17 protein-coding genes are annotated in these 20140 nt (G+C 48.0%); 4 read left to right on the top strand and 13 right to left on the bottom strand.

Going from position 1 to position 20140, the window contains the following annotated elements; translation table 11 throughout:
* Positions 1–456: 456 nt before the first annotated feature.
* The 4 genes from DFR42_RS20525 (at position 457) to DFR42_RS20510 (ending at position 8924) form a co-directional block, all read left to right on the top strand.
* Positions 457–1470, top strand: coding sequence for a MerR family transcriptional regulator (locus DFR42_RS20525; RefSeq protein WP_110256894.1), 1014 nt, complete (start codon positions 457–459; stop codon positions 1468–1470).
* Positions 1471–1512: 42 nt separating this feature from the next.
* Positions 1513–2283, top strand: coding sequence for a fumarylacetoacetate hydrolase family protein (locus tag DFR42_RS20520; protein ID WP_110256893.1), 771 nt, complete (start codon positions 1513–1515; stop codon positions 2281–2283).
* The gene (locus tag DFR42_RS20515; protein ID WP_245937030.1) at positions 2270–4777 is read left to right on the top strand and encodes a DEAD/DEAH box helicase; all 2508 of its coding nucleotides are present in this window, start codon (positions 2270–2272) and stop codon (positions 4775–4777) included. The genes DFR42_RS20520 and DFR42_RS20515 overlap by 14 nt, the downstream gene beginning before the upstream one ends.
* 292 nt (positions 4778–5069) lie before the next feature.
* Positions 5070–8924 (top strand): PAS domain S-box protein, encoded by a 3855-nt coding sequence (locus DFR42_RS20510; RefSeq protein ID WP_110256891.1) that lies wholly within the window; start codon positions 5070–5072, stop codon positions 8922–8924.
* 23 nt (positions 8925–8947) lie between these two features.
* Here DFR42_RS20510 and trmB read toward each other — a convergent pair whose 3' ends face one another.
* The 13 genes from trmB to DFR42_RS20440 form a co-directional block, all read right to left on the bottom strand.
* Complete coding sequence (gene trmB, locus DFR42_RS20505) at positions 8948–9664, bottom strand: tRNA (guanosine(46)-N7)-methyltransferase TrmB (protein WP_110256890.1); 717 nt, start codon at positions 9662–9664, stop codon at positions 8948–8950.
* Positions 9665–9965: 301 nt separating this feature from the next.
* The gene (locus DFR42_RS20500; protein WP_110256889.1) at positions 9966–10295 is read right to left on the bottom strand and encodes a hypothetical protein; all 330 of its coding nucleotides are present in this window, start codon (positions 10293–10295) and stop codon (positions 9966–9968) included.
* Complete coding sequence (locus DFR42_RS20495) at positions 10292–12031, bottom strand: hypothetical protein (RefSeq protein WP_110256888.1); 1740 nt, start codon at positions 12029–12031, stop codon at positions 10292–10294. The genes DFR42_RS20500 and DFR42_RS20495 overlap by 4 nt, the downstream gene beginning before the upstream one ends.
* Positions 12032–12305: 274 nt before the next feature.
* Positions 12306–12713, bottom strand: coding sequence for a hypothetical protein (locus DFR42_RS20490; RefSeq protein ID WP_170133603.1), 408 nt, complete (start codon positions 12711–12713; stop codon positions 12306–12308).
* Positions 12714–13318: 605 nt separating this feature from the next.
* On the bottom strand, positions 13319–13561 hold the full coding sequence (locus DFR42_RS20480) for a hypothetical protein (RefSeq protein WP_146218926.1): 243 nt from the start codon (positions 13559–13561) through the stop codon (positions 13319–13321).
* Between the two features lie 298 nt (positions 13562–13859).
* On the bottom strand, positions 13860–14408 hold the full coding sequence (locus DFR42_RS20475; RefSeq protein WP_110256884.1) for a hypothetical protein: 549 nt from the start codon (positions 14406–14408) through the stop codon (positions 13860–13862).
* A 126-nt stretch (positions 14409–14534) separates the two neighbouring features.
* Positions 14535–16088, bottom strand: a complete 1554-nt coding sequence (locus tag DFR42_RS20470) for a hypothetical protein (protein WP_110256883.1) — start codon at positions 16086–16088, stop codon at positions 14535–14537.
* A gap of 246 nt (positions 16089–16334) precedes the next feature.
* Positions 16335–17744, bottom strand: a complete 1410-nt coding sequence (locus DFR42_RS20465; protein ID WP_110256882.1) for a hypothetical protein — start codon at positions 17742–17744, stop codon at positions 16335–16337.
* A gap of 150 nt (positions 17745–17894) precedes the next feature.
* Entirely contained in the window at positions 17895–18140 is a 246-nt protein-coding gene (locus DFR42_RS20460) for a hypothetical protein (protein ID WP_146218925.1), read from the bottom strand.
* Positions 18141–18213: 73 nt separating this feature from the next.
* Entirely contained in the window at positions 18214–18636 is a 423-nt protein-coding gene (locus DFR42_RS20455) for a hypothetical protein (RefSeq protein ID WP_110256880.1), read from the bottom strand.
* Positions 18629–19111, bottom strand: coding sequence for a glycoside hydrolase family 108 protein (locus DFR42_RS20450; RefSeq protein WP_110256879.1), 483 nt, complete (start codon positions 19109–19111; stop codon positions 18629–18631). Before DFR42_RS20450 ends, DFR42_RS20455 begins: the two co-directional genes overlap by 8 nt.
* Complete coding sequence (locus tag DFR42_RS20445; protein ID WP_110256878.1) at positions 19104–19379, bottom strand: hypothetical protein; 276 nt, start codon at positions 19377–19379, stop codon at positions 19104–19106. Before DFR42_RS20445 ends, DFR42_RS20450 begins: the two co-directional genes overlap by 8 nt.
* A 276-nt stretch (positions 19380–19655) precedes the next feature.
* Complete coding sequence (locus DFR42_RS20440) at positions 19656–20099, bottom strand: hypothetical protein (RefSeq protein ID WP_110256877.1); 444 nt, start codon at positions 20097–20099, stop codon at positions 19656–19658.
* Positions 20100–20140 lie beyond the last annotated feature (41 nt).

Below are 20140 nucleotides of genomic sequence, written 5' to 3'. Positions count from 1 at the left end.
TCTGTTGTTTTACCAGCAAATACGGTAGCGTATTCTGCTTGTTTGGAGAAGCTGTCAGCGATTTGGTTCAGCGTGAAATTCTGGGCTGTCCAGTAGGCCAGACCACTTGGATCTGCAGGACGGTTGAAATAAGCGATGTAAAGCTTTTGGATATCAGCAGCTGTGTTGGCCATTTAAAACTCCGGACAGAATTCAAAAAATACAATTGCCAAAATGGCAATTAGTAAGCTAAATTTATAGATCACAACATTATAGAAAAGTAAAAATTTTATTAAAATGAATTTGTCATGAAATGTAACAATTTTTAAAATTCCGTGTTTATCCTGCACAGTATTTATTAATTAACAATATTTATTTGACAATTTTAAGTTCATGCACATCTCTTGAGCCTAACCCGGGGTCAGGGTTTATGATCCAGTCTGTGATCATCAGCAAATACAGGGATAAACAAAGCTCATGAAGCTAAAGATAGGTGAACTGGCAAAACGTAGCGGCCTGACCGTGCGTGCCCTGCACCACTATGACAAGATAGGTTTGCTTTGCCCCACGGTAAGAGCTGACAACACTTACCGTCTCTATGACGACAAAGACGTGCTGCGCCTCTACCGTATACAAGCTTTGCGAAGGCTGCAACTGTCGCTGGAAGAAATCCGCTTGATACTTGATGATGGCAGTGTGAGCATGGACGATATCGTCAGGCAACAAATCAGCCTGATGGAAAAGCAGGCGAGTGAAGCTCTGAGCTTGCGCGATCACTTACTCAGCTTGTCGAGACATCTTACTGGCCAGCAACTACCGGTTGTGGATGACTGGTTGACGGCGCTGGAGATGACGGTCAATAGCGAAAAATATTTCACTTCTACGGAACTTGAAGCCCTGCGCCGCCAGCGAAAAGCTGTGGATACGGCAGACAAATCTGCACTTATTCATGCCTTGCGTGATCTTATGCAAAAACAGGTGTCACCAGAAAATGCGCCGGCGCAATCGCTGAGTCTACGCTGGTTGCAACTCATGCGTGATGAAAGCGGAGGCGACGAAGCCATACTCATCAAGTTTTATCAAATGCAAAGTGAGGAAACCGCTTTACAATTATTCTCTGGCCTGGACCAGGCTACGCTGGATTATATGGTGCGCGCTCTGGCTTGCGCCAGCCTGCCCTTGTATGAGGCTTATTGTGATTCAGAGGAGCTGGAAGTATTGCGCCAGCATAGTGTGACAGACGCAGCAGCCTGGCCAGCATTGATTGCCGCCCTGCATCTGGAATGTGTTGCTGGCAGTCGTGTTACTCATCCCAGAGTTCAAGAGCTGGCGAAGTCTTGGCAAGCACTGTCGCTAAAAAAAGCGGGCAATAACGCTAGGCTGCAAAAGAAAATCCAGCAAGCCTTTGCTGAACAGCCGGAATTGCGCATGGGTATAGATAATCGCCTGTTTGCCTATCTGCAGTCAGCATTGAAAACCTTGGCATTATAAAATGCCTGCTTTCGCTCATTCATCCTTATCAAAATCACGTGCATGAAACCAGACCATATCCATGAGGCAGCCAGAATATTGCTGGAAAGACGGTTAAACGGCACGCAAGGTGAAGCACTGCCTGCGCCGCAACGACCAGCCAATCTGGAAACGGCATTTGCCATACAGTGCGAAGTCAGCAAGCTCGTGGGTCAGCCCATCGCCGCCTGGAAATGTGGTATGCCTGCACCGGACAAATGGGTGCTGGCACCTGTCTATGCCAGTGACGTGCATGAGGCCAGCGCGCAAACTTGCAAGGTCTGGGCCAGAGAAGGGCAGATCAAAATAGAACCGGAACTGGCCTTCATACTGGCCCATGATTTACCCGCCAGGGCTGCTCCCTACACACCAGCCGATGTTGATGCCGCAGTAGCAGAAACCAGGCTGGCACTGGAATTGATTGATAGCCGTTATACGCAAGCTGAGCAACTGACTTTTCATGAGCATTTGGCTGATGGCTTGTTTAATCAGGGGGTGTTGCTAGGCCCCGCGATTGACACTCAACTGGCACAGCAAACCAGCCAGTTATCGATAATACTGAACATCGCTGGTCAAGCCAGCATCGCACTGAATGGACTACACCCTGCTGGCATGCCACGCCTGCCCTTGTACTGGCTGGCAGAATTTTTGCGCAGCAAGGGCTTGGGCTTGCAGGCAGGTCAGGCTGTTATTACCGGATCTTATGCAGGCAGCCCGACTGTGCCGGTTGGTGCAGATATCCAGATACAGTTTGGTGAACTGGATTTCATACGGACGCGCTTTGAAGGAAAATAAACCGGCACCGCGTGGCTTGCCTGAAGTGACGGGCCATTTTCGCCCGCGCATCACCCTGCAAACCCTGCACAGGGGTGATGGCTTGTTGGGCATGAAACCCAGCGGTGACTTTGGGCCGCGTGGTGGCAGTGTTACGGTCGTGGAAATTGACTGGCTATATCACACAGATAGCGGCCTGCGCTGGCAAACGCCGGCACCCACTGCCCTGTTGAACCGCAGACCACACTCCACCCAATTGCTGCATGATGAAGAGGGCAAGCCACTTAGTCTGTTGCGCGATCTGGGAGCAGAAGCAGATGCCCTGGACAAGGTCTGGGATATTGCCCTGCAGCCCCTGCCCGCTGCCAGCCTGCAATGGCGCAATGACAGCATTGCAGAAAATTTCGGCCCGCTGTGGAGTCTGGTACAGGAAGGATTTTTTGCTGACTTCTGGGCAGAGAAATTGCCAGAGATGCAGACACTGGGCTGGCAAGTCGTGGTGCGGCCTGGTTTTGCACATGAGAGCGTGCCTGTCGATGCCTGGCATCTTATCATCGATGAAAACACCGGTGCCATCACCGGCAAGCAGGTGGTATCACGCATGCGTGGTCGTAAGGAGATCATCACGCCGCTAGGCCTGCCTGCGCGAGAAGGCTCATGGATGCTGAGCCTGGGGATAGAAATCGATGGCGAAGTGCTGGACCTGGTGCCCATGCTGGCACATCTGTTGCAGCGCGATGCGCGCTGGCTGAATGCGAGACAGATACGCCTGATTGACGATATGGCCGTCATACAGTTGCGCGCCCCTGGTGGCAAGCGCATTGATGCCATGGCTGCACCGCTGAAAGCCATTGTCATCCACATGCTGGACTTGCTGACTGACAGGCCGCAGATGGAAGGGCCAGTGCCCTTGTCGGCCTGGGACAGCTACCGGCTGGAAGCTTTGCGCATCAGCCTGCTGGATAGCCAGCCTGCACGTGCAGGTGAATATGGTGGCTGGCAACTACAGGGCGATGTGGGATTGCGCAGCCTGGCGCAACGTCTGAAGAAGGTTGGTGGTCCGCGTGCAGTACTTGCTCCAGATGGATTGGGAGTGACTTTGCGGCCCTATCAATTGCATGGCGTAGCCTGGCTGCAATATCTGCGCGAGCAGCATCTGGCGGGCATACTCGCTGATGATATGGGTTTGGGGAAAACTGCGCAGGTACTCGCCCATTTACTGATAGAAAAGCAGCAGGGCCGTTTGGATATCCCTGCCCTCATCGTGCTGCCGACTTCCTTGATTTTTAACTGGCAGGCCGAGGCCAGACGCATGGCCCCTGCCCTGCGCGTATTAACGCTGCAAGGACCAGAGCGCGCTGACTTGTTTGCCGAGATCAAACAGGTAGATGTGGTGCTGACGACTTATCCCTTGTTATGGCGCGACCTCGACATATTGAAGGCGCAGGAATTTCATTTGCTGATTCTCGATGAAGCGCAAACAGTCAAGAATGCCGCCAGCCGCAGTGCCGATGCGGTACGCCAGATCAACGCGCGACACAGGCTATGCATGACAGGCACGCCACTGGAAAATAATCTGGGCGAGCTATGGGCTCAGTTTGATTTTTTGATGCCAGGTTTTTTGGGAGACATGCGCAGTTTTGCGCGGCTGTGGCGCAAACCCATAGAGGTGAATGGCGAGACCTTGCGTGCGCAATTGCTGGCGCAAAGGGTGCGCCCTTTCATCTTGCGACGACGCAAAGATGAAGTGGCGACAGAATTGCCACTGCGCACTGAAGTCATCAAGCGTCTGCGCCTGCAAGGCAAGCAACGAGAATTGTATGAAAGTGTGCGCGTTGCGGCTGACGAACAGGTACGTCGCGTACTGCAACGCAAGGGCTTTGATGGAGCACAGATCACGATACTTGATGCGCTGTTGAAGCTGCGCCAGGTCTGCTGCGATCCAGCCTTGCTGAAAGGCCAGAATTTGCCACCAGAGATGGAAAGAGCCAAGCTGGAAATGCTCAGCGACATGCTGCCTGCTCTGGTGGCAGAGGGCCGCCGTATACTGGTGTTTTCGCAATTTACGGAAATGCTTGAACTGATTGCCACTGCTCTGGGCGATCTGGATTTGCCGTATCTGATGCTGACCGGCAAAACTGCTACTGCGGACCGTGGTACGGTGGTCGCCAGTTTCCAGGACAGGCAAGTACCCATCATGCTGATCAGCCTGAAAGCAGGCGGCGTGGGCCTGAACCTGACAGCTGCTGATACCATCATCCATATGGACCCATGGTGGAACCCTGCGGTGGAAGAGCAAGCCAATGCCCGTGCCCATCGCATAGGGCAGGAGCAAGCTGTCTTCATTTACAAACTACTGGTTGAAGGCAGTATAGAGGAACGCATCCTGGGCCTGCAGGCACGCAAGGCAGCGCTGGCCGAGGGTGTACTGGGCAGCGACACTACCTTTGCCAGCAAATTCAGCGCAGAAGACTTGCAAGCCCTGCTGGCACCGCTCAGCAATATAGTGGCCTGAGGCATATTTTTTAGTGTCTCCGCCAGAAAAAACTCTCTTTGCAGTCGCTTTTATGTCAATTTTACAAATTTTGCCTTTTTGTACATTGACAAAAAAACACACTTAGCACATCTTAGTAGTAAGCGGGTATGCAGGCATGTTACTCTTTGGAAAAATTCCTTGAGGCAATATTTTCCGAGTCCAAAGCATGCTTCACCATGCCCACATAATGGGCTTGTACAGATACCCGGTTTAGTACGCACCATACACCAGGCTTCACCTTCATTACTGATGTTGAAATGGCGGGTTCTTTATGATGACTACCCTACGCAATCGCTATATCAGCATCGTTACCATGCTGTATCTGCTGTTTGCGCTTGCATGGATATTTTTGTCTGACAGCCTGCTGACGAGCTTCAGTGATATCGAGGCTATTACCTGGCTGTCCACCATCAAGGGTGTGTTTTTTGTCATCATCACGACTGCCCTGTTTTTTCTGGCAATGCGGGCTGTGCCGCAATTACCTGCCTATGCACAGGAAGCCATGGACGGGCCCTTGCTGGCCACATTTCAACCGCAAAAACAAATACGCTGGCCCATCTATTTGCTGGCAATTGCACTACCCATCTCTGTGTTGTTCTTACGTGTCGCCATGGTACCTGGCTTTGAAAACCGGCCCATGCTGATTATGTTTGTTCTGCCTATCATCCTGAGTGCTATGCTGGGCGGTCTTGGACCGGGATTACTCTCCACCGCCATCGCCAGCCTTGGCCTGATGTACTTTGTGATTCCCCCTGTGAACAGTTTTGCCATCAAGAACTCTCAGGATATATTGCAAATGGGCTTTTTGCTGGTCAACGGCATTGCCGTCAGCATCCTCAGTGAAGCATTGCGGCAATCGCTGTTGAAAGTACAAAACAACCGCAATTTGCTTGACGCCATCATACGTGGCACTTCAGACGCCATTTTTGTCAAAGACCTCAAGGGCCGCTATGTTCTGGCAAATGAATCAACAGCCAGGTTTGCGGGCAAGTCCGTACAGGAAATCATAGGCAAGGACGATTACGCTCTGTTCCCGGAGAAGTCAGCCCGCCAGATAGGGGAGATAGATCAGAACATTATCGGCAGTGGTGAGGTACGCTCTTATGATGAGCATATCGATACAGCTGATGGCAAAAGCCTGGTGTTCATGGTCACTAAAGGCCCCATGCTGGACAAGTCTGGCAATGCGCAGGGCCTGTTTGGTATTGCCCGCGATATTACCGAGCGCAAGGAAGCCGAGGCAGCGCTAAAAGAAAGCGAGGCGGCAATGAAAGTGGCGCAACGCCTTGCCGCAGTTGGAAGCTGGAAATGGGATGTACGCACCGATGTACATACCTGGTCGGAAGAAGTATACGCGATCTATGGCCGCGACCCTGCCCTGCCACCAGCCACTTATCCTGAAGTACAAAAGTACTTCACACCAGAGAGCTGGACCGGGCTGGCAGAAGCCGTCGAATATGCGATCAAGAATTCCTTTCCGTATGCTTGCGATGCAGAAGTCGTCAGGCCAGATGGCAGCCATCGCTGGATCATCGCCAGGGGTGAGGCCTTGCAAGATGAAAACGGTAATATCATCAGGCTGCATGGCAGCGTACAGGACATTACGGAACGCAAGATGGCTGCCATGCAATTGCAGGCGAGTGAAGAACGCTTGCAGATGGCAATTGCTGCCACCAGTGAAGCCTTGTGGGATTGGGATGTGCCCAGCAACACCGTATATCGCTCGCAACGCTATTTTGAAATGACCGGATATACTGCAGAAGAAGATAGTCAGGATCTGGAATTTATCAAACGCAAGATCCATCCAGACGACTTGTCCATGGTTTTGCAGTGCATTGCAGATTTTCGAACGCCACATTGTGATGATATTGATTTTGAATACCGCCTGGTGACCAAGCAGGGTCAGGTCAAATGGGTACATACACGCGGCCGTGTCGTCAGCCGTGATAGCGATGGCAAAGCCCTGCGCGTTGTTGGCACTCTTGCCGATATCAATGAGAAAAAACTCATTGAAGCTGAATTGCTGGAAAGAGAGCGAAGGTTGGAGCGTGTCATGCTCGGCTCCAATCTTGGGTATTGGGACTGGGACTTGCGCTCCAACACTTTCAAGGTCAGCGCCCGCTGGGAAACCATGCTGGGCTATGAGCCTGGTGAAATGAAGGTTGCCCCTGAATATTGGTCTGAGCATATCCATCCAGATGATTTGAAAGCCTCACATGCCTCACTGGACAGGCACATCAAAGGTCTGACTGCCAGCCATGAACTGGAATTGCGACTGCGCACCAAATCTGGTGAATGGCGCTGGGTGTTGACCAGGGGCGCCATAGTGGAGTGGGATGCACAGGGCAAGCCCCTCATCATGTCTGGCACACATACTGACATCACAGCACAAAAAATGATGGAGTTGACACAGCGTGAAGCTGCCACTGTCTTCTCCAGCAGCTTTGAAGGCATCATGGTCGTCAACCCTCTGGGCTGCATCACCAAGATCAACCCGGCCTTCACCCGTATCACTGGTTATACAGAAAAAGAAGTGTGCGGCCAGTCCACCAAGATACTGGCCTCTGGTCATCACAATGCCAGTTTTTATGCAGAGATGTGGAATGCCGTCAAGGAAGATGATTTCTGGCGCGGTGAAATCTGGAACAAGCGCAAGAATGGTGAGATTTTCCCAGAGCTGTTATCCATTTCGTCGGTGCGCGATGCGACTGGTGAAATTCAGCACTATATTGGTATCTTCACTGACGTCAGCGAACTCAAGACCCATGAAGCAGAGCTGGACCGCATGGCTCACTATGATCCGCTGACAGGCGCACCTAACCGTCGCTTGCTGGCTGATCGTCTGGGACAAGCAGTCAACCGTTCCAACCGTACCAATAAGTCGCTGGCAGTTTGCTATCTTGATCTTGATGGTTTCAAGGAAATCAACGACAAATACGGCCATGCAGTTGGTGACCGCCTGCTGATAGGCGTGACAGAAAACCTCAAGCATGTCTTGCGTGCAGATGATACCCTCGCGCGCCTGGGTGGCGACGAGTTCGCGGTGCTGCTGTCAGATATCTCGTCGGCAGAAGAAAGCGCCATGATACTGGACCGCGTCCTGATGGGCATCAGCAAACCCATACAGATAGATTTGAAATCTGTCAGCATCTCGGCCAGCATAGGCGTCAGCCTGTACCCTGATGACAATGTTGATGCCGACACCCTGCTACGCCACGCTGATCATGCCATGTACCTGGCCAAGGAAGCTGGCAAAAATCGCTACCATCTGTTTGACCCTGAAAGCGACCGCAAGGCACAACAGCGCAGGCAGATACTGGAAAGACTGGAAATTGCGCTGGACCATGATGAATTCATCCTGTATTACCAACCCAAGGTAGATTTGATCACAGGCGAAATCGTCGGTGCAGAAGCGCTGATACGCTGGCAACACCCCAACCGCGGCATACTGGCACCAGGTGAATTCCTGCCACATATCTATGGCAGCAAGCTAGAAAAACCCCTGGGAGAATGGGTCATCAAGGCAGCCATACAGCAAGCCTATCACTGGCAACTACGTGGTATCCCCGTGCGTGTCAGTGCCAATATCAGCGCCCATCATTTACTTGCCCCGGAATTTTGTGATTATCTGCAAGCCGCCTTGCGTGTACACCCTTATTTTGAAGCCAGTAATTTTGAGCTGGAAGTGCTGGAAACTGCTGCCATTGCAGACATGGAGCAGGCCGTGGCCATACTTAACCGCTGCCGCCAGATGGGCATACATTTCTCGCTGGATGATTTTGGTACTGGCTATTCGTCGCTGACCTATCTGCGCAAATTGCCAGTAGATACCCTGAAGATAGACCAGAGCTTTGTCCGCGACATGCTGACTGATGTTGAAGATCTGGACATTGTCGAGGGTGTGATACGCCTGGCAGGTGCTTTTGACCGCCAGGTGATCGCTGAAGGCGTCGAAACCATGGCACATGGTGCCAAGTTGCTGGAACTGGGTTGCCGTCTGGCCCAGGGCTATGGCATCGCCCGCCCCATGCCGGCAGACCAGTTTGTAGAATGGGCAGTACGCTGGAAGACTGAAGCACGCTGGCGCGACTTGCGCACCAGGCCTGCCTTGCAGGTTCTGCATTAAACAGAAACCTGTTTTTTCTGATATTACTTTTTACGAAACACCAGATCCCACACGCCGTGACCAAGGCGCAAGCCACGGTTTTCAAACTTTGTCACAGGGCGATAGTCAGGACGCGGTGCATAGCCATCAGCCGTATTTTCCAGTGCAGGTTCCGCACTCAGCACTTCCAGCATCTGCACTGCATATTCTTCCCAGTCTGTCGCGCAATGCAGATACCCGCCAGGTGCCAGGCGAGAGGCCAGCAAGGCCACCAGCGGGCCCTGTATCAGGCGACGCTTGTTATGGCGAGCCTTGTGCCAGGGATCAGGGAAAAACACGTGTATGCCATGTAAGGACGCTGGCGCGATCATGTTCGTCAGCACTTCAAAGGCGTCATGCTGGATGATGCGCTGGTTTTGCAAACCCATTTCATCCGTCAACTTGAGCAGGCTGCCTACACCGGGCGTATGCACTTCCACGCCAATGAAATTTTTCTCAGGCATGCCAGCAGAAATCTTGGCACTGGTCTCACCCATGCCAAAACCAATTTCAAACACTGTCGGCGCATTGCGACCAAATGCGGCGTCCACATCCAGCGGCGCTTTTTGGTAAGGGATGCAAAAGCGCGGGCTCAGGTTTTCTAATGCCCTGGCCTGCGCATCAGACAAGCGTCCGGCGCGGGTGACAAAGCTACGGATGCGACGCTCGGTAGGATCATAAAACAGCGGCTTTACACCGTCAGCAGGTTTGGAATCAGACATACGGGAATTCAGGAAAGAAGAGAGAGTTACGTGCAAGACAACAAATTCAGGCCAGGATTGCGGCAATCGCCAAACCTTTTGCGGCTAACGCAAAGAGCTTGAATACCTGTTTGATTCATTAATTTCACAAAACCAGCATTTTAACAGATAGCAATTGAAGTAAGAAATTTCGCCAAATACATAATGACTTTTACATATTTATTTTTTGTCAGGTCAGCGACTTTTTCATCGTGCTTCAAGCAATACAGAAGCAAAGGCACAATCATGCCAACACACGATTGTGTCCACTACCTGGATCACGTCAATCAATGATTTTACAACCTTCCGCATCGGCTCCAAACATATGAACGACTCTATCCAAAATCAGTTTGCGTTGTTGGTCCGAAATCTTCCAAAAGCGACTCCAGCGCTTGATTGAACTTGCCGATACCCAAGAAGGTGTCCTGATCTCAAAATCGATCATTGTTGAGCCATGTTTATCTGTATATAGCAGCGACTCACCTCTGTGCAGTATGGTAATGTAGTACCAGCCATGCTCGTCTCTACTTGGGGGATATTCTTTTTGTTCTTTTATCTGCCGTCGAAAGGAATACCATTCGATATCCAGCACACAAAATGGAAAAATAATCATTGCTCAAGCTCCCATGGAAACCGCCATTGACGAATGGCGTTTATGTTTGGATTTGGAAAGTCTGGATTTTGATTCTTTAAAATAGGCTGTTCAACACGCCACCAAGTACGCTCACCATACGGGCCCATCCTTTTAGCACCAAAGGTAAACGCATTTACATTTCCCTTTGCTTCCTGAGCGAACCTTGCTGAAGCAACATCAAACACTTTAGCCGCATCTTTTGCCGCCATTTTTGACCGAATCAAGTCCTCCGCAGAAACATTCGCCCCGTTCTTAGGCCTCACTGGAAATAATTTAAGATCATCAAGATATCTTCCACCAGATGTTTGTTCAAGTGTAGTTTTCCCCGTCAGTCGTCCGAACCGCTGAGCAAGATTCATATTATCACCTGACCAAAAAATGGCAGCATTCGGTTTACTACTAAAATCCAATGTATTTTTTGCCAAATAGTTTAACTCATCAGATGATGGGATGCTAGCGTCAGCCAATGCTGGCCTGCCTAGCCCTGCGTCATTCAATATTTGCCGTTCCATTGCACCATATTTCCAGTCCCGGGCAGCCGTTGATGCAATGCGAAGTTGATTATTCACCTCATTGCCGAATGTCAGTGCTTTGGCGGAAATCGCCGGGCTCAAGAACTCACCGATGTGCCCACCCCATCTGCTCAAGTCACTATCGTAAGGCAGCAATTCACCATCATATTTCTTGCCAAACTCAAAGGCCTGACCAAGACGATTGCTTTGGGGTCCACCCAAGAATTGATCGTATAAGCCTGCGCCTATGTATCCCCATCCATTCACCGCTGATGCCAACAATTTAGGGGTGCCATTGACAGCGCCCCTTCCAACGCCGTTAACAAACTGTCCGCTGGCATTCACAGCATTTCTCATTTCATTACGGTATCCGATGGGAGGTTCATCACTCACAGCCACTATTTCTGTCCCACCATTTGCAAAACCAGATCCAGGGTCACTGGTAGGCATAACTTCCGGGTGCCAACGCTTTGAGGGAGTGTGCACTGAATCAATTGATGAATACAGCCCCAGTCTTCTTGCATTTTCCATTGTTGGTCTGCGATCCGCTGCTCTCATGGCTGCCAAATAATTGCGATCCGTCAATCTCTCTTCTTGAGTGCCATTGATATGAGCCCAGCTAGTCAGTGGATCATCTCTGACGGCCATACGTTTTCGCTCATTGAAAACATCATTTTGCTTCCAATAGTCATTGACCTGATCCTTGCTCACTTGCGTCTGATGCAATCGATCAATATCAGGACTGGTAATCACCCTGTTCAAAGACAGCTGATGTGGGCTACTCATGCCATTCAGATTGGCATATTGAATCAGTTCATTCGCGCTTGGCTTGTAGCCATATTCTCTCCTGAACAATGCAGTCATCGTGTCACCATCCTTACTCACATAACTCCTGTCAAAATCACCATTCTGATAGCCTGCTTTTTCTGCACGCAGGAAATCCGATTTCGCCAATTCACCCGCATCAGATATCACACCAACAGGTTCTGAGTGGCTCGGCTGGAATTCTCTGAAACGGGCCATGTCTTGCCCGTACCCGAAATCCATATCTATACCCCGGGAAAATGCTGGAGGCTCAGACCTTAATTCAAGATCATCATTGCCCATGCTCCATGGAGAATAACTTTCATTGACTCCCTCACCTGAAGTATCGATGCGATAAGGAAGCCCATCATCTCCAAAAATTCTCTGAAAATTTGCCATTGTTTTTTTCCTTTTTATAATGCGTTTGCTGTAATTGTCCTTGCCTGGGCTTTTGTTTAGCTATCAACAGTGCGCTAATTTTTATAAACAAAAAAAAAGCTGCCCAAGTTAGGGCAGCCTCTTCTCAACATGCTTTGCAAATACTCCGTCTAGCCAAATTACTTCGTCGTGACTACCGTCTCCTTAAACAAGCTACTGACGAAAGACCAGGCTTGTTCAATTTTCGCTTCCATATTCAAGCTGGTGGCAATGCTTTTTGTATGTTCAGGATTTACTATTTAAATTGCAATCTGGCAGCTGGATTATAGGTAATTTTCTTTATTACTTTTCCCTGTTTTGATTGCTGCGTAAAATCGGGCTTGCCATCAATTATAGGTGGCCCTTCGTCTTCAGTAAAAGTGATGACCAACAGATCTTCTTTTTCCCATATGGCTTCAACGCTCAAACCACGGGACATTACCGTAAATTGATCCAACTTGAATTCTTTTCCATCTCTGTTTGAAAGGAATATTTTTATATTCTTTTCATTCAGATCGAACCATTGATCAACCAGGGACATGTGAACATAGCCATGGTAGATCCAATCCCTATCATCAGGTTTTGCTCCTGCAGGAAAATAAAAATGTTGCCCAACATAGTGCGTGCCTCGGCATGATGTGATTAAGAAAATCAAAATGATCAAAACACACTTCCGCAAGAAAAAAAAATTCATCGACGCCTACCTCCATTAGTCCGAGTTTCAGCCCATTGCCGAGCTTCATTTGCAATTCTTTCGACAGTCTCATCTATGTCGAGACGCCCGTTTGGCGCCCCTGGATAAGGAACTCCAGCATGTTTAAAAGCTTTTTCCAAATCATTGTGACAGTCGTTCAACCAAGGGAACCACAATCCTCGGTTCCAGCCTGGATAACTTTCAATACGATTCATAAATTCCCGATCAGTCATGCCATCAGGAAGAGTAACACTGTGATAAGGATTTTCAAAGCCATCTCCATAAGCAGAGTACCAATTTTTATAAAAAAAAGAGGCTGCCCAAAGCCGGGTAGCCTCTTTTTTACGTCTGAAAAATACCTTGTCTAACCGAATGGTTTAATAAGCGCTACCAAACCATTGAACAAGCAATTGATGAACGCTCAAGCATGTTCAATTTGTGTGTTCGCATTGAAACTAGTGGCGATGAAATTGCATACCAGAAGTGTGCTTTCGATCCCCAACGACCACGATAAGTAGCAAGGAGAGAAGTTTGAATATTTTTTAAAATGCAGAAAGAGAATCGCCATCACTTTGTTATATGTGTGATGGCGATCGGATTTCCTTTTCAATTATTGCTTTTGTGCAGCATTGTGGCTTGCCATCCCTCCCGACAAATTCAGCCTGAATTTCATCCGTTTCAGACAAAACTCCAGCTGTAAATAGCAAGGGAGGCTTATCAGGAAATACTTTTACAATTCCATCAAGAACTGTCGCCGCGTATATTGACTGCGATAGTAATAATCCCATTGATAGCATGAGTGTCTTTTTAATTTCCATTATCTGACCAGTGTGGTTTATCAGATGTTAATTTTCGCAGATCATAGTCCGCTCTTACCGAATAAAGGCCATGCTACTTATGCACGTAAAAACAAGCATTGCCTGGACTGGGAAAATGCACTAGCGGACTGCTACAGTGAATCGAGAAAGAAGGGAATGTGCCGGCGCATCAGGGCAAGGCCAGATTCACAAAGACGCTTTGAGATACCGGGGCTATCGAGAGCATTTGCAACGTAGTCATGATCATCAAGCATGGGGCAAGCACTTCAATTTTAGCTATTACACAGTCCAATAAATATTACACGCTCTTCTCCAGCCATGGTTGCACTGGCTGAACATCGAATTCTTCATAACTCTTTTTGTCGATATCCACAATCATGTTTTTGAGATAGGTTTCAAGTGCTGAGAATTTCACCCAAAAATGAATCGGCTGGCCATTTTTATCAAGACGTGATAAATCCGGTTTACTCTTGTACTTTAAGAGTGAAGGCACGTCTGCATATTTCCAGACGGATGTCTGATGTATCAAACACCAAACACCGTCTTCATGTACCTCGACAGGAATGTGATAGCTCTGATAGACGGTATCATAACTAGTTCTATGAAGGAAAAATAAGCCAAGCTCGCCACTATAACTAGGTAACTCTCTCCATCCAGCTTCACCACAGCCTTGAACTTTCAACTGTTCATGTCCAAAGCTAAAATAGCGATGTCTGAATAAGTATTTAGTCCTATAGATAGTACCTAGCTCCAGAACACTCTCGTCGTCTTCCACATGTGGAAGTCTTGCGAGTATCAGGTCGTTATATTTAAGTAGTCGTTTGAAAGAATCGATAAATAGAAACATTTCATCCTATCTTTTGCTGAATACGAATAACAGGCTTAAAGACACACGCAGTGTATGCAATCAAATTCATTCGATTGTCTACAAATATTGCATCTTCAATATAGATCCACGTTAAAAATAAAGTCATTACTTCCAGGGCACAGCGCCAGCGTCAATCATTTTCGGAATATATTTCAAAAGTGTACCTGAATTTTCCGGTATTGGCAGACCCAAACTTGCTGGATATGTTGCGCAATTATACGGACCTTGCCTACCACCTCCAGGCTTAAATGAATAAGGAAACTCAGGCAATGTAACTCCCACACCGCGTGAGTTATGAAGCTGTTGCGCAAATTCAAATTGTGGACGTGTAACGGGAAGGTCTAGCTTATATACTGTCTGCTTACCTAAGCCACCTCGAGCTTGCAGCTTACTTTCCAATGCACTCTCAAAAAACTCCTTATCTTTATTTATGATACCGGGAACGACCTCTCCTTTTCGCAGCCTTGCTCCTGCATTTTCTATGTCACTCACTATTTTAGGGCCGTGACCATATATCGTATTACCCCGATCAAAACTGTATCCAACATGACCGTATAGTAAAAGAGGATTTGAAATATTTGCCATCAAGTCCTTGGTGCCTGGTGTAGCAAGCAATGAATATACATATGGTTCATATCCACTATCAGCACCGAAATTATTAGCAATTCTTTCAGCGTTGATTAATTTTTTCTCCTGAGCTGCAATTATATTGGCTCGTCGTATAGCATTTACCGACTGAGCACCTAAGCTCAAGGTCTTGCCAACGCCAAAGCCCAATGCCGTGCCAGCTAATGAACTTCCTTGAACACGCCCTTCCTCAATACCTGCGGTTCTGAAATCACCGCTTCTTGCGTCCAGAAATGCTCGGCGCTGCTCATCTTGCATGCGCTTACCACCTTCAATAGAAACAGTTGGAAAATCGTTGACCATGGCACCTAATGCGGATGGAATTTTCGGTATCCCATCAATCAGGTCCTGTGCTCCACTTTTCAAACCGTCCCATTTTCCTGAATAAAAATTGACAATATCTTGACGATTAAGGTGCGGGCTATATACATGACCAGGCTTTTGACTCGGAAATGCCGTGTAATACCTTGGCATCATGCGCATATCTTCCTGATTGAGGAGTCCACGATTACTAGCCCCTTTATCAATGCCAGCAATGCCATTGCCGGACGAAGGCATAGAATAGAGCGACATATCAGCAGTTGTATTCACTGGAAGGAGCTGCCTATCTCGTGCGCTCTCCTCTTTTCTCTGCTGCATTACTTTCTTCATGGGAGTGGACTTTTTTCTCTCCTGCAAAGCAGCCCGACCAAATCGATTGTCTGGTGCGGCGAAGTCGTAAAGGTCAAAATCACCTTCATGATAGCCCGCCTTTTCTGCACGCAGAAAATCTGACGTCGCCAACTCTCTTGAATCAAGTATCGCGTCAATTGAATCAGGGGCACTTGGTTCAAAATCTCTGAAACGAGCCATATCTTGTCCATAACCGAATTCCATACCCATGCCACGAGAAAATGGTGGCGGCTCTGACCTTAGTTCGAGATCGTCATTGCCAGAATTCCATGGAAAATAACTTTTATTTTCCCCTTTACTTGATGTATCGATGAGATAAGGGAGTCCATCATCTCCAAAAATTCTTTGGAAATTTGTCATTGTTAATTTCTTTCTTAAGATGAGTTCGCTAGGCCTGCTCTTGCCTATACCTGTGCAAAGCTATCAATAAAGCGCTAGTTTTTGTAAAAAAAGAGGCAGCCCTAGTTCGGCAGCCTCTTTCTCGATTTGCTTCGCAAATTCTTTGTCTAGCAAGGGCCATTGTTATCCGCAATCAGATAATTAAATCAGACGCTGACGAAAAGGTTTGACTTGGTCGATTTCCAATTTCACATTCGACTCAATGTTCTACTCTGTGTCTACCCATGGAGCCAATCTACAATCTGCTTCTTGCTCATCAGTTAATTGAGGCCAACGCAATTTTTGACGGGTTTCAGAATTGCACAGATAGTACGGGAGACTGTGATTCGCATTATCTTTCAACAATTGGCCATCTCTGGCAACTCTAAAATTAACTTCATGAAATTGGTAAGAACCGGGCCTCTGAAGATTGCTTTTCTTAAAGTTATCGGATGCCTGTATGCCTCCGGAGGTCATGAAATTTCGTCCAAAATTTCGGTAGACAGTGTCGTTGATATTTCCAACACCGTTAAAGGAATTCAAACCTGCAGGGACATAAGCTGTAGCTGGTGCCAGGTTCACAAGGTCGACATTGGCCCTTTGGTCATCATCAAGCGCACCAACCGCTTTATTTGCTATGATGGTACCTTGGCTATGCCCAAATACTTTTGTTTTAACATCGTCGCCCCAACAAGCCTTGAGTTTTTTATTGTGAGCAATTGCTTCTTCAATTGCCAGACGAGTCCCAATTTCAGCGTTGCTTGTCATGCCCATTTTTTCCAACGCTGATTCAATCCCATCCCGCACTTTCCCATGAGTGGCGTTATATGCGTTAGTCATAATATATGGCGTTCCCTGCAATTCAAGTTCCTCAGCCAAAGATCGCCCCATTGAATACGACTGCAAAGGACTATTTGTGATGCCAGCTGAGTACACGCCAATTGGAACACACTGTTCTTCTGCGTTTTTATAGAAATCATTTTTCTTAATATCGTCTTCTAAATTTCTAGTGCTAGGATTTCTCTTTGCGTTCAGATCCGAATATTTAGACGCCTTAGGCAAGGCATAACTCATAACGACTTCTTCAGGCTCGTCATTCAATCCCAGTCTCGCCGAAATTCGCCCCAACAAGCCTTGTTTAGCTCTAATTTTTTGTGTAAATCCTGGATCAATGCGAGCCTGGGTAATCATCCCGTTAAATTTCAACTCTCGCGTGCTACCAACGTCTCCCGGCCCTCCCAGATATCTATCCAAAGACCTGGCATCTCCGAAGTTTTTTAATTCCTGCATAAAAACTGGAGCATCATTACTAAAACCCGAGTCACGCCTCGCAAAATCACCATCCCGATATCCAGTCTTCTCTGCACGCAGAAAATCTGATTTCGCCAATTCACCCGGGTCAGATATTGCGCCAGTTAGCTCCAGGCGTTCCGGTCGAAATTCCCTGAAACGAGCCATATCTTGCCCGTAACCAAAATCTATACCCATGCCACGAGAAAATGGCGGGGGATCTGACCTTAGTTCGAGATCATCATTGCCAGTACTCCAAGGAAAATAACTTTCATTAGCCCCTTCATTTGATGTATCAATGAGATAGGGAAGTCCATCTTCTCCAAAAATTCTTTGAAAATTTACCATTGCTTTTTTCCGTCTAAAAATGAATTCGCTACGCCTGTTCTTGTCGGTGCGTATGCATAGCTCTCAATAAAACGCTAATTTTTTTGTAAAAAAAAGAGGCTACCCAAAACCGGGCAGCCTCTTTCTCTCTATGCTTCGAAAATTAGTTGTCTAACCTGGCCGTTTGGTCGTTGCGACCAGATCGCTGAACAAGCCATTGACGAAAGGCCAGGCTTGTTCAATTAGTGCTTCCACATTCAGACTGGTGGCGATGAAATTGCGTATGATCAGAGCCTTGCTGTTGCCTGGCGTCGCAGGGATCAGGCTTTCTATGTCGAGTATCAGCTTCTTGATCTGTTCTTTGTGCTCAGCCAGAAAGCTGATGATTTGCAATGTGGTTGCGGCTATTTGCAGCATGGTTTTTCCTTTCAATTGACATGCATATTTCAGTGTGACGCCATCGGTTGAATTGAGATAGCCGCGGGCTGAATCAGCCACGGAATGTGGTGTCGAGCCCGGCAAGCGGGTTGTCGCTGTCGACAATTGCGGTGTCAGACTGGTGCGGCAAGGTGGTCGTTGCCACCGGTGCTGATATTGCTGGCATGTTGTCCATGAAGCTATGATCTTCGATTGGAGTTGGTTGCCCTGCTTTTGCTGGCAGTAAGCCGGCTCTTTTAGAGGTGATAACTGGGAGCACGACGCCAACAAAACTGACGACACCAATAGCAATACCATTGAGCTGTTCTGACGTGATGGCCAAGTGGATGCCAAATGCATCACCGAATTGTGCCAGCGCACCCAATGCTGCCGCCAGGGCGGCGACTGAGATGCCGCCGTTTTTCCAGAGTTCGACATTGCTGACCTCACTGCCTTTGCGAAAAAGATTGATAACTGCATTGATTTTTTCAAACATGATTGCTCTCCCATAAAACATTGTTTGCTAGTCGGTTGACCCAACCTGCGCCAAAGCTGGGCCAGTTGGATAATTTCGTGTAGAACTGCATGCGGTGAGCCAGCATGCGCTTGGCCAGTTTGTCAGCATTGAGTTTGCCAATTGCTGCCAGAGTGATGGGGCCGACGATACCGTCTTCAGCCACACCGACGGCACGTTGTAACAATCTCGCTGCCGTGCCTGCTCCGCAGTTGACCGCACAGTCAAAGAATTCAAATGCGACTATGAGAGGAAATTGATCCAATTGGTTGGCATCCCAAAAATCACGCTTATAAAGTGACTTGGCCTGTTCTGCCGTGAGTGCCGCGATATCCAGTTTGGGGTAGCTCCGCTGGCTGATGCCATATTTGGTGAGTTTGCCTGCATCCAAAGGGTGATTGCTGATGCCACCTTCATTTTTGAGTATGGGGGTAATGCAAATGTCAAAATTATTCATGTTGATGCTCTTTCCAGCGTTGTTCTGCTTCTTGTCTTTCAATTTCTGCGGTTTGCAGGCTAATCCAGCGCTGACGCAGCAGGATCAGTGAAATGCCTATACCGATCAGCATAGATGCAATGGATAAGTAACCTTGTATCTCGGCAATCGAAGTCAAAGGTGCTATTGCTGTGGTGATCGCTGGCACAGCGAGCGCGGTCTTGGGATTGCTGGCAATCGCTTCTGCCACATGACTTGCGGCAGTTTCAGCATGATCTGGTAGTTTCATATAAGGATTCCTTGATGATTTTTTAATTTCAGGAACGATATTTCCGTATCCGGCCATCTGAAGATTTGATGCTTGTAAAATACTCAAGCCAATACCAAATGCTGGCTTAATTTAAATTTGCACTGAAAGAGCGTGAACTCAATTCAAAATAAATAACCCGCCGAAGCGGGTTATTTATTAAATGATCTAGCTCAGACGTGTCAGCTTTATATTTGATCTTATTATTTTCAACTGACATTGGACCACGGGTTTTTTAACAACCTGAGTGAGTTGCCGTCAACGACGACACAAAGATGGAGAATAATTGTCCGACGTATTTACCTCGAGAGCATCACTTATTAAAGGGGGCATGTCAGGAAAATATTTTCTGCCACCTAGATATGATTTCGTCGGATCATCTTGCAAAGCGCGTCGCCATGAATCAAGATTGAGTGGCAAAGAGAATCCGGCTGTTGACTGTTTTATTTGCTGCGGCATCGCTGACGGTAACCTGGCATTGTCAAAAGCCGCTCTGCTGCGCAATACATCTTGTTGCAGTTGTCGGTCTTTCGCACTTTGCAATGTTTGTTGATAGCTCTGCATTGCCCCACCCAAGGCCTGCCCCATGGAAATAGGTGTACGAGACGGGCCACCAGCTTGTAGCAAGGCGGCGGCCATTGCCATTTGTGCTTGCGACTGCGCATCATTTTCACTGTTGGAAAATAGATCGAGTAATCCCATAATAGTCCTTAAAGTTCAAATATCCTGGTATAGCTATTAGG

The organism is Undibacterium pigrum (assembly GCF_003201815.1).
Taxonomy (GTDB): Bacteria; Pseudomonadota; Gammaproteobacteria; order Burkholderiales; family Burkholderiaceae_D; genus Undibacterium; species Undibacterium pigrum.
The sequence above is the reverse complement of the archived record's forward strand: the minus strand, read 5'-3'. Positions and strand labels throughout refer to the sequence as shown.